At 66.5% G+C, this 10,484-nt stretch carries 8 protein-coding genes and 1 pseudogene; 6 read left to right on the top strand and 3 right to left on the bottom strand.

The window, feature by feature from the left end:
• Window positions 1–390 (bottom strand): annotated as a pseudogene (locus tag ACESL8_RS04310) (hypothetical protein); the annotation flags it as partial.
• Window positions 391–598: 208 nt separating this feature from the next.
• Here ACESL8_RS04310 and ACESL8_RS04305 point away from each other — a divergent pair.
• Complete coding sequence (locus ACESL8_RS04305) at window positions 599–1,408, top strand: universal stress protein (RefSeq protein WP_372916325.1); 810 nt, start codon at window positions 599–601, stop codon at window positions 1,406–1,408.
• A 47-nt stretch (window positions 1,409–1,455) separates the two neighbouring features.
• Here ACESL8_RS04305 and ACESL8_RS04300 read toward each other — a convergent pair whose 3' ends face one another.
• Together ACESL8_RS04300 and ACESL8_RS04295 are read right to left on the bottom strand one after the other, a co-directional pair.
• Complete coding sequence (locus tag ACESL8_RS04300; RefSeq protein ID WP_372916323.1) at window positions 1,456–3,729, bottom strand: xanthine dehydrogenase family protein molybdopterin-binding subunit; 2,274 nt, start codon at window positions 3,727–3,729, stop codon at window positions 1,456–1,458.
• On the bottom strand, window positions 3,726–4,532 hold the full coding sequence (locus tag ACESL8_RS04295) for an SDR family NAD(P)-dependent oxidoreductase (RefSeq protein ID WP_372916321.1): 807 nt from the start codon (window positions 4,530–4,532) through the stop codon (window positions 3,726–3,728). Before ACESL8_RS04295 ends, ACESL8_RS04300 begins: the two co-directional genes overlap by 4 nt.
• 99 nt (window positions 4,533–4,631) lie before the next feature.
• Here ACESL8_RS04295 and ACESL8_RS04290 point away from each other — a divergent pair, with 99 nt between their 5' ends.
• From ACESL8_RS04290 to ACESL8_RS04270, 5 genes are all read left to right on the top strand, one after another.
• On the top strand, window positions 4,632–5,732 hold the full coding sequence (locus ACESL8_RS04290; RefSeq protein ID WP_372916319.1) for a hypothetical protein: 1,101 nt from the start codon (window positions 4,632–4,634) through the stop codon (window positions 5,730–5,732).
• Entirely contained in the window at window positions 5,722–6,711 is a 990-nt protein-coding gene (locus ACESL8_RS04285) for a phosphotransferase family protein (protein WP_372916317.1), read from the top strand. The genes ACESL8_RS04290 and ACESL8_RS04285 overlap by 11 nt, the downstream gene beginning before the upstream one ends.
• A complete protein-coding gene (locus tag ACESL8_RS04280) occupies window positions 6,708–7,088 on the top strand; it encodes a hypothetical protein (RefSeq protein ID WP_372916315.1) in 381 nt (126 codons plus the stop codon). Before ACESL8_RS04285 ends, ACESL8_RS04280 begins: the two co-directional genes overlap by 4 nt.
• Before the next feature lie 48 nt (window positions 7,089–7,136).
• Window positions 7,137–9,728, top strand: a complete 2,592-nt coding sequence (pepN, locus tag ACESL8_RS04275) for an aminopeptidase N (protein ID WP_372916313.1) — start codon at window positions 7,137–7,139, stop codon at window positions 9,726–9,728.
• Window positions 9,725–10,484 (top strand): histone deacetylase (locus tag ACESL8_RS04270; protein ID WP_372916311.1); only part of this gene is annotated, 760 nt, incomplete at its 3' end. The genes pepN and ACESL8_RS04270, both read left to right, overlap by 4 nt.

The following is a 10,484-nucleotide window of genomic DNA, read 5'->3' as shown; positions in this document are numbered from 1 at the left end:
CCTCATCCTGATTGAGGCGAGGGCGGCGAAACCAAGGGTGGACTCTCGGGTTTTGTCGTATTGGGCGGCGACGCGGCGCCAGTTCTTCAGCTTGCTGAACAGGCGCTCGACGAGATTGCGCCAGCGGTATTGCTTGCGGTCGTGCGGGATGAGCACGCGGCGGTTGCTCTTGGCGGGGATGACGGCCTCGACGCCGGCGGCTTCGATCTCATCGCGGATGGCGCTTGGTGGTGAAGCCGCCGCGCGACCGGCCAAGCCCCTCGTGCTCTGGATCCCCTTTTTTAGCCCGACGCCACAATGATGTGCCCGGACCACGGTGCTGTCGATCATGTCGGCGCTGGTATCACGCGTCACCATCTTGGCCAGCGTCTCCAGCAAGGCGTCGAACACGCCGGTCAGGGCCCAGCGCCGATAGCGCCGGAAGACACTGTTCCACTTGCCATACTCGTCCGGAAGCAGCCGCCTCCAAAAGACAGCCTTGAATCAGTGACCGAGTCTCAGATCAAGCTCTGTCCACATGGACTAGGTATGCATCCCGATAGTATTTCAAGGCATGCGTGCCACACTCCTCCCAACCGATCACTGGGGAACCGCAGCCATGAAGACCATCCTTGTGCATATCGAAGGCGACGACGGGCAGGAGGCGCGGCTGGGTGCGGCGTTCGATCTGGCGCGCAGCTGCGGCGGCCATCTCGTTTGCCTGTCGGTGATGCCGTATGCCGCCTATGCGCTGGGCGATCCGGCGATGGGCGCGTTTCCGGTGACCACGTTGATCGACGCGGTCGAAGCCCGCCGCAAGGAAGAACGCACGGCCATTGAAGCGCGGCTGGCCCGCGAGGGCGTTAGCTGGGAATGGCAATCGGGTGATGGCGATTCTGCCGATCGCCTGGTGGAACATGCCCGCCTTGCCGATGTGGTCATCATGAGCGCCGGGCCGTTTTCGCGCCAGTCGGCGATGCAACTGGGCATGACCGGCGAAGCGGCGATCCGCGCGCCGGCGCCGGTGCTGGCGGTACCGGCGGCTGCGCGCGGCATCAATGTCGCCGGGCCGGCAGTGGTGTGCTGGGACGGCGGGCAGGAAGCCGCCCGGGCGATGCGCGCTGCGATGCCGCTACTGGCGCTGAGCGAGGCCGTGACGTTGCTGACCGTTGAGGAAAAGGATTCGCCCTTCACGGCGCGCGCTGCAGCCGCCTTCTTGTCGCGGCACGGCATCGCGGCCGAGGTGGAGGAGCGCGCAAAGGGCAGTTCAAGCATCGAGCAAGTGATCCGCAGCGTGGCAGCGGAACGCGAGGCAGCCTGGATCGTGCAAGGCGCCTATGGCCACAGCCGCATGCGCCAGATGCTGTTCGGCGGCGTAACACGCGGCCTGCTGGCCGATGCGCCGGTGCCGATCTTGATTGCCCACTGAGGCGGGGGACAGGATTATCGGCCTGCCAGCCTGCCCCCCGACCAGCCTCACGCCGCCTTGGCCAGCCCCTGCGCCAGCCGCCACAACTTTTCAGGCGTCGCCGGCATTTCCAGTTGTTGGCCGTCCAGCGCATCGATGATGGCGTTGATCACCGACGGCATGGCACCGATGGTTCCAGCTTCACCGCAGCCCTTCACCCCCAGCGGATTGGTGGGCGACGGCGTGTTCAGCGTTTCGAATGCGACCGCGGGCGGCATCACATCGGCGCGCGGGATGCCGTAATCCATCAGGCTGCCGGTGATCAGCTGGCCGGCATCGTCGTAAACGATGTTTTCCAGCACGGCCTGGCCCAGCCCCTGCGCAATGCCGCCGTGGATCTGGCCTTCGACCAGCATCGGGTTCACCAGCACGCCAAAATCATCAACGAGGCTGTAGCGGGTGACGGCGATCATGCCGGTATCGGGATCAAGCTCTACCTCGGCGATGTGGCAGCCGTTGGGGAAGGTGGGCGCGGGCTTGGATTCCTTGGTGGTATAGCGGCTGCGGCCATCCAGTGCGCCGGGGTGGCGACTGGCGAGTTCGGCCCAGCTGAGCGCGTTGTTGCTGCCGCGCGATTTGAACAGGCCGTCGGCATAATCGACCTCGCTGCCCAGATCGGTGCTGGCCAGTGCCGTGCCGCGGGCAATCATGTCTTCGGCACACACCAGCACCGCGCCGCCGCCGAACGCCATCGACCGCGAACCACCGGTGCCGCCGCCCACTTCCATGCGGCTGGTGTCGCCTTGCACGATGCGGATCTGTTCGATCGGCACGCCGAGCCGGGCGCTGGCCACCTGGCCATAAGCAGTTTCATGGCCCTGGCCGTTGGACTGGGTGCCGACCGCCATTTCGATCATGCCATCGGCGGCCACGCGCACATCGGCATGTTCTTCGGTGCCGCCGCCGCCAGCGATTTCGACATAAAATGCCATGCCGCGGCCCAGCCGCTTGCCGCGCGCGGCTGCGCCGGCCTTGCGGGCCGGGAAACCGGCCCAATCGGCAACCTGCTTGGCGCGTTCCAGAACAGCGGGAAAATTCCCGATGTCAAACGTCAGCCCCAGGCCATTTTCGTGCGGCAGTTCGGCCGGCAACAGCAGGTTTCGGCTACGCATTTCATCAACGCCGATGCCGATTTCGCGGGCGGCGGCTTCGATCAACCGCTCCATGATATACGCCGATTCCGGCCGGCCAGCGCCGCGATAGGCGTCAACGGGCGTGGTGTTGGTGACAACGCCGTGCACCAGATTGTGGATCGCCGGGATGCGGTAAACGCCGCCCATGATGCGTCCGCCGGCCATCGTCTGGATCGCCGGGCCAAACTGCGCCTGATAGGCACCAAGATCGGACCAGGTTTCCACTTTCAGTGCCAATATGCGGCCCTGCGCGTCCAGCGCCAGCGCCGCTACGCTTTCCATGGCGCGGCCGTGGGTGTCGGTCTGGAAGGCATCGCTGCGTTCGCCGGTCCATTTCACCGGTCGGCCCAGTGCGCGCGCGGCGTGCAGCACCAATGCATATTCGGGATACAGAAAGCTCTTCATGCCAAAGCCGCCGCCAACATCGTGGGTGACCACGCGCACCTGATCGGCCGGCACCTTGAGAACCACTTTGGCCAGCTCGCGGCGCATCGAAGCGACACCCTGGCTGCCGGTGGTGAGGGTGAAGCCTTCGGTTTCGCTGAACTCGCCCAGCGCAGCCCGCACTTCCATCGACGTGGGGGCAACGCGGTTTTGCAGGATGCTGAGGCGGGTCACATGCGCAGCGTCGGCAATCGCAGCCTCCACGGCGGCGGCGTCGCCCACTTGCCAATCGAACAGGCTGTTCGACTTGGCTTCGGGCCAGATCAATTCGGCATCGGGGGCCAGCGCAGCGGCAATGCTGGCGGCCACGGGCAGTTCGTCATAATCGACGAAAATCGCTTCCGCACCGGCCCGCGCCGCTTCGCGGGTTTCGGCCACCACAAACGCCACGCCGTCGCCCACGAAACGCACCCGCCCTTCGGCCAGCAATACGCGCGGTGTTTTCACATCGCCAGACAGCGGCACCAAACACGGAATCACCCCATAGTCGGCAACATCCTTGTGGGTGTAAACGGCAACAACGCCCGGCACATCCAGCGCGGCGGCAACATCGATGTTCCTGATTTCGGCATGGGCATAGGGGCTGCGCAGGGTGACGCCAAACAGCATGCCGGGCCGCGACTGATCGTCGGTAAAACGGCCATTGCCCGTAAGCAGGCGGGCATCTTCAACGCGGGTGACCGATTGGCCGGTGCCGAACTTCATGTGGGAGACTCCTCAAGGCAGGCGCGAAGGCCGACGTGATAATCGGGGTATTTCAAGCGATAGCCAAGCTGCCTTTTCATGCGGCCATTGGCCACCCTGCGGCATTCGGCATAAAACGCGCGCCCCATCGGCGACAGCGTGGCCTGTTCCAGTGGAATCAGCGGTGAAGGCTTCATCCCCAGCATCCGCGCCGCGGCCGCCGTGACCGCTTCGCCCGGTGCCGGCAGATCATCGGCGATGTTATACAGCCCGGCTGGCCCGCCGTGCATGCTGGCCAGCACCGCGCCGGCGATATCACCCACATGGATTCGGCTGAACACATGGCCGGGCAAATCGATGCGCGCGACTGGCCCGGCGCGCAGCCGATCAAGCGCCGACCGGCCGGGGCCATAAATGCCGGGCAGGCGAAACACGCGGGATTGGGGATGCAGCGCCTGCCACTGCTCGTCGGCCAGATTGCGCCCGCCGCGGCGGCCCAGGAGTGGGCTGGCTTCATCCACCCAGGCGCCGCCCGCATCGCCATAGACGCCGGTGGACGAAAGATAGCCCACCCACTTGGCGCCCGCTGCCGCCAGCGCCGGGCCATGCGCCGCCAGCACCGGGTCGCTGCCGTCAGCCGCCGGCGGCACCGACGACAATATGTGCGTCGCACTGGCGATGGCAGCGGGCAATTCCGGGCTACCCAGCGTCAGCACATCCGGCCCGGGCCGCGAGCGCACGGCGGTAATGGCAAAGCCGGCCGCCCGCGCCGCGTCCGCGATAGTACCAGCGCTGTAGCCAAGGCCAATAATGAGCAGATGCATGATGGTTCATTAGGCGCAGCCAGGCGTTGTGCCCAGTCTCCGTCATGCCCAGCCTATTGCGCAGCTTGCCGCGCCGCGCCGCCGTGTCACCATCGCTCCATGCTCAGCCGTGCCGACGATTATCCCATCCACCAAACCCCGGAGCCGATTGCGGTTTCAGGGACGGATCGAAATTTCTACGATCGCTATTTCTTCAGCGCCGGGTCGCCGGATGGCAGCGCGGTGGTGGGCGCGGCGTTGGGGGTGTATCCGCACCTGAATATCATCGATTGCGCCGTTTCGGTGTTGCATGGCGGCCAGCAGCACAGCCTGTTCGCCAGCCGCATCCTGCACGGTGAGCGCATGGATTTGCGCGTTGGCCCGGTGACGCTGGAAGTGCTGGAGCCGCTGCAGCGCTTGGCGCTCACCATCGCGCCCAACGACAGCGGCATCTCCGGCGAAATGCTGTTCACCGGCCGCGCCGCGCCAATCCTGGAACCCCGCTTCATTCGCCGCATCGGCACCCGCACCCTGATGGATGTCACCCGCATGACCCAGGGCGGCCAATGGAGCGGGCAGATCAGTGCCGCCGGCGTGACGCACGATCTGGCCGGCTGGCGCGGCACCCGCGATCGCAGCTGGGGTGTGCGCCCCATCGGCGCGCCCGATGCGCAAAGCCCGCAGCCAGCGACGCCGCCGCAATTTTTCTGGCTGTGGACGCCGACCGCGTTTGACGATTGGCACCTGTTTTTCCACAGCAACGACGATGAACATGGCCGCCCGTGGAACCGTGCCGGCGTGCTGGTGCGCCTGAAAGACGGCGCGCAATTCCCACTGGAAGACCCGCGGATGGCGCTGGCCTTCCGCCCCGGCAGCCGCCACGCCGGTGCCGCCCGGCTGGAAGCGCGGCTGCCTGACGGCCGCCCCGTAACGGTCGATTTTCGCATCGGTGAAAATTTCATGATGCGCGGCATCGGCTACGGCCACCCGGTTCGCGGGCATGGCATGTTCCAGGGCCCCGACGCGGCGGCGCATGAAGTGATCGATCTGGCCGGCGTCGATCCGGCCAATCCGACGAACGCCCATGTTCAGGGCCTTTGCGAAGCGCAGCTCTCCATCGGCGGTGCCGCGCCGGTGGCCGGGCGCGGCCTGTTCGAACAATTGGCCATCGGCCCGCACGCGCCGTCGGGCTTCCGGGAATTGTTCGATCTTGCCGGCTGAGCACCTCGCGCGCTTCCTGTCCGCACGCTGGGGCGAACCGGTCAGCATCACCGGCCTGAAACGCTTTCACGGCGGTTCGGCCCGGCAAACCTATCGTTTCGATGCGATTGGCGCATCGGGCCGGCGCGAGGCGCTGGTGCTGCGCCGCGACCCGCCCTCAAGCCTGATCGAGACCGACCGGCTTGCCGAGTATCGTGCCATCGCCTGCTTTGCCGGATCGGATGTGCCGGTGCCCGAACCAATCTTCTGCGACCCTGGCCCGGACAGTTTCGGCTCCCCCGGCTTCCTGATGCGCGAGGTACCGGGCGGGGCAGCCGCCGGCCTGCTCGAACCCGAACCTTACGGCGAGCACGCCGCCGCCATTGGCCAGAAATTCTTCACCGCAATGGGCCGCATTCACGCCGCCGATCCGGCCGGGGCCAGCCTGCCGGCGATGGCGCCTGCCGATGCAGCTGCGGCGCGGTTGGCGCACTGGCAGGCGGCATTCCGCGCCGATGCCTTCCGCCCCGAACCGCTGGTGGATGCCGCGTTCCGCTGGCTTGCCGCCCACCTGCCGCCGCCGCCTGCGCGCATCAGCATCGTCCACGGCGATTACCGCTCGGGCAATTTCCTCCATGATGGCGCTGGCCGGCTGCTGGCGGTGCTGGATTGGGAAATGGTCCACCCCGGCGATGCGCACGAGGATCTGGCTTGGGCCTGCGATCCGCTGTGGTCCAATTTCTCCGGCCGCCCCGCCGCATCCCTGCCGCTGGCGCAAGCCATCACCGCTTGGGAAACCGCGTCCGGGCTCACCATCAATCCTGAAAGCTGGCGCTGGTGGCGGTTGTTTGCGCAGGTGCAGGGGTTGGTGATCTGGATCAGCGCCGCGCGCGAAATCCTCGATGGCCGCAGCCACGATCCGGTGCTGATGTTTGCCGGCACCATCCCCTATCGCTTCCACAGCCTCACCCTCGCACACTCGCTGGAGGGCCTGAATTGAGCCTTCCGCTCCCCGTCTTGCTTCACGCGCTGGCCGCTGCCCAGGCAGCCGAAGTCGCGCCGGCGCTGCAATTGCTTGGGCAGCCGGGGGCGCCCGACGCCAATTATGCCGGCGGCACAGCGGCGACATCGGCGCTGATCCTGATGATCGCCGCTGCTGAAATTGCCGCAGTGCCAGCGCGCGAAGCAGCCTGTGCGGCGGCGGCGCGCCCCCTCGTTGGCGCTGCGGCAGCGGGCCGCGATGCCCGCGCCGCAGCGCTGGGCCAGCTGCTGGCAGCAGGGGACGCACGCGCTCTCAGCCTGCTCAAAGCCGAAGCCCAGGCCGAATGGCAGGTGCTTGCCGGCTTGATGCTGCCGCCGCCGGTACCGGTCGAATAGGGCCAGAAACCGCTTTCCCTTGGCTGGCCTTTCGCGCACCATGTTTGGATGCTTGATGCCCGAACCGCCCCGCTGCTGGCCGAAGTGCGCCTGACCGATTACCGTGAACCCGATTGGCTGGTGCCGCAGGTGCAGCTTGATTTTCGGCTCGATGGCGGGCGCACCGTGGTGCGGGCGCGGCTGCATGTGCAGCGCAACGGCACCCACGATCGGCCGCTGGTGCTCGATGGCCACGCGCTCGAAACCACGGCTGTTCGCGTCGATGGCGCCGCCGTGGCTGCCTATCCCAATGGCGACACGCTCAGCCTGCCCATTGCCGGCGATACAGCTGTCGTGGAAACCGACGTTGTCATCTACCCGCGCCGCAACACGCGGCTGATGGGGCTTTATGCCAGCGAGGGCCGGCTGGTCACCCAGTGCGAGGCCGAAGGCTTTCGTTCGATCACCTGGTTTCCGGATCGGCCCGATGTGCTGTCGCGTTACAGCGTGCGGCTGGAGGCGGACAAGGCACAATTTCCAGTGCTGCTGTCCAACGGCGATCGCGGGCCGGCGCAGGATCTGCCCGGCGGCCGCCACGAAATCAGCTGGACCGATCCGTGGCCCAAGCCCGCCTATCTGTTCGCGCTGGTCGCCGGGGAATTGAGCGCGCTGGAGGATGAATTCACCACGGCAAGCGGCCGCCGCGTGAAGCTGGCGATCTGGACTGCCGCCGCCGACGTGCCGCGCTGCGCCCATGCCATGGCGGCGCTGAAAGCCAGCATGGACTGGGACGAGCGGGTTTATGGCCGCGAATATGATCTGGACGAATTCAACATCGTTGCCGTTTCCGATTTCAACGCCGGCGCGATGGAGAACAAGGGCCTCAACATCTTCAACAGCAAGTATATTCTTGCCGACACCGAAACCGCGACCGATATGGATTTCGATGCGGTGGCCGGGGTGGTGGCGCACGAATATTTCCACAACTGGACCGGCAATCGCGTCACCTGCCGCGACTGGTTCCAGCTTTCATTGAAAGAAGGCCTCACGGTTTTTCGCGATCAGCAGTTCAGCGCCGATCAGGGCAGCGCCGCAGTGCGCCGTATCGACGATGTGCGCGGCCTGCGCGCCGTGCAGTTCCCCGAAGACGCCGGGCCGCTGGCGCACCCGATTCGCCCCGAAAATTATGTCGAAATCGCCAATTTCTACACCGCGACCATCTACAACAAAGGCGCCGAAGTGATCCGCATGCTGCACACGCTGCTGGGGGCCGATGGCTTCCGGCGCGGTGCCGATCTGTATTTCGACCGCCACGATGGCCAGGCCGTCACCTGCGAGGAATTGGTGAAGGCAATGGAAGATGCCAGCGGCATTGATCTGGGCCAGTTCCGGCGCTGGTATGAACAGGCCGGCACGCCGCGCGTGGCAGTCGATGTGCGCCAGGCCGGCGCTCGCGTGGAGGTGACGCTGCGCCAGTCGCTGCCACCCACGCCCGGCCAGCCTCACAAGACGATGATGCACATGCCATTCCGCCTCGCGCTGATTGGCCGGAACAGCGGCCGGCGCATCGGCGATGAACTGGTCGTGCAATTGAAGGAGGCCGTGACCCACATCACCTTCGATGCCATTGCCGAACCGGTGCTGCCCAGCCTCAACCGCGGCTTTTCGGCGCCCGTGGTGCTGGAAGCGGAAACGGCGCGCAGCGACCTCGCGTTTCTGGCATCGCATGATGATGATCCGTTCGCGCGCTGGGAAGCCTTCCAGCGCCTCGCCCTGTCGGTGCTGTCTACCGATGATGATCCCGGCGAACTGGTGGCGGCCGTGCGCGGCACGCTGATCGATCCGGGCCTTGATGCCGCCTTCAAGGGCGAAGCAGTGCTGCTGCCGACCGAGGCTTTCATCGGCGATTGTGCGCCGGTGGTGGAGGTCGAATCCATCCACCGCCGCCGCGATGCCGCTCGCCTCGCCATCGCGCAGGGGCTGGAAGGTTTGTGGTGGGATGCCTATGCCGGGGCGACAGCGGCGCTGGCCGCAAACCCTGCCGCGCTCACCCCCGAAGCCAAGGGCGCGCGCCGGCTGGCCAATGTCGCCTTGGGCTATCTGGTCAGCGCCGGTTCTGACGAGGCCTTTGCCGCCGCCCGCCGCCAATACGACACCGCCGCAACCATGACCGACCGGATGGGCGCGATGACAGCGCTGGTGAACAGCAGCAACCAGGCTTTGGCGCCCGAGCGCGCGGCGGTGCTGGAGGATTTCCACCAGCGTTTTGCCGGCAATCATGACGTGATCGACAAATGGTTCAGCGTGCAGGCGCTGGCCAATCGCCCGGACGTGCTGGCCAAAGTGGCGGCGTTGATTGGCCACCGCGATTTCACCATCGCCAATCCCAACCGGCTGCGCAGTCTGATCGGTGCCTTTGCCGCAAACCAGCGCTGGTTCCACGGTGCCGATGGCGGCGGTTACCGCCTGCTGGCCGATCAATTGATCGCGGTGGACCGCATCAATCCGCAAAGCGCCGCCCGGCTTGCGGTGCCGCTGGGCCGCTGGCGCCGTTTCGATGCCGCCCGCAGCGCCCTGATGCGCGGTGAACTCGAACGCATCGCGGGCACCGCCGGCATGTCCAAGGATGTGCTGGAAATGGCGTCGCGGGCGCTGGCGTGACCGCCGCACATTTACCGCTGCCGCTGTTCCATCACCCCGATTACGCCCCGCCGCTGCCGCCGGGGGGGCGCTTTCACTTTTCGAAATATGCCCTGCTGCTGCCCGCACTGGCGGCGGCAGGGCAGCTCGTGCAAACGCTCGATCCTGAATTGATGCCGCCGCAATGGCTGCATGCCGTTCACGATCCGGCCTATGTCGATGCCGTGCTGGCTGCGGCCGTGCCGCCTGCGATCGAGCGGCGCATCGGTTTTCCGGTCACGCCCGCTGTCGCTCGCCGCACGCGGCTCGTGGCGGGCGGCACCTTCGGGGCAGCGCTGCACGCGCTGGCGCATGGCTGGGCGGCGAACGGTGCTGGCGGCAGCCATCACGCCGGGCCAGACGGCGGCGCCGGCTATTGCGTCACCAACGATCTTGCCATCGCCGCCAACCGGCTGGTGAGCGAAGGCCACGCGCGGCTGATCCTGATCGTCGACTGCGATGTTCACCAGGGAGACGGCACCGCCCGCATCATGGCCGGGCGCGGCGACATCATCACTCTGTCGATCCATGCCGAAAAAAATTTCCCGGTGCGCAAGGCGCGCTCCCATGTCGATATCGGCCTGCCCGATGGCACCGGCGATGGCGATTATCTCGCCGCGCTGGAACCGGCGCTGACGGCGCTGCTGGCCCGGCACCGGCCGCAATTGGTGCTGCACCAGGCCGGGGTGGACCCGCACCGGGATGATCGGCTCGGCCGGCTTGCTCTCAGCGACGATG

Source organism: Sandarakinorhabdus sp., assembly GCF_041689835.1.
In the GTDB taxonomy this organism is placed as follows: Bacteria; Pseudomonadota; Alphaproteobacteria; order Sphingomonadales; family Sphingomonadaceae; genus Sandarakinorhabdus.
The sequence above is the reverse complement of the archived record's forward strand: the minus strand, read 5'-3'. Positions and strand labels throughout refer to the sequence as shown.

Bases quoted from the DNA above. Each gene is read 5' to 3' on its own strand.
- ACESL8_RS04305 (WP_372916325.1), top strand. From the start codon at position 599: ATGAAGACCATCCTTGTGCATATCGAAGGCGACGACGGGCAGGAGGCG.
- ACESL8_RS04300 (WP_372916323.1), bottom strand. From the start codon at position 3,729: ATGAAGTTCGGCACCGGCCAATCGGTCACCCGCGTTGAAGATGCCCGC.
- ACESL8_RS04295 (WP_372916321.1), bottom strand. From the start codon at position 4,532: ATGCATCTGCTCATTATTGGCCTTGGCTACAGCGCTGGTACTATCGCG.
- ACESL8_RS04290 (WP_372916319.1), top strand. From the start codon at position 4,632: ATGCTCAGCCGTGCCGACGATTATCCCATCCACCAAACCCCGGAGCCG.
- pepN (WP_372916313.1), top strand. From the start codon at position 7,137: ATGCTTGATGCCCGAACCGCCCCGCTGCTGGCCGAAGTGCGCCTGACC.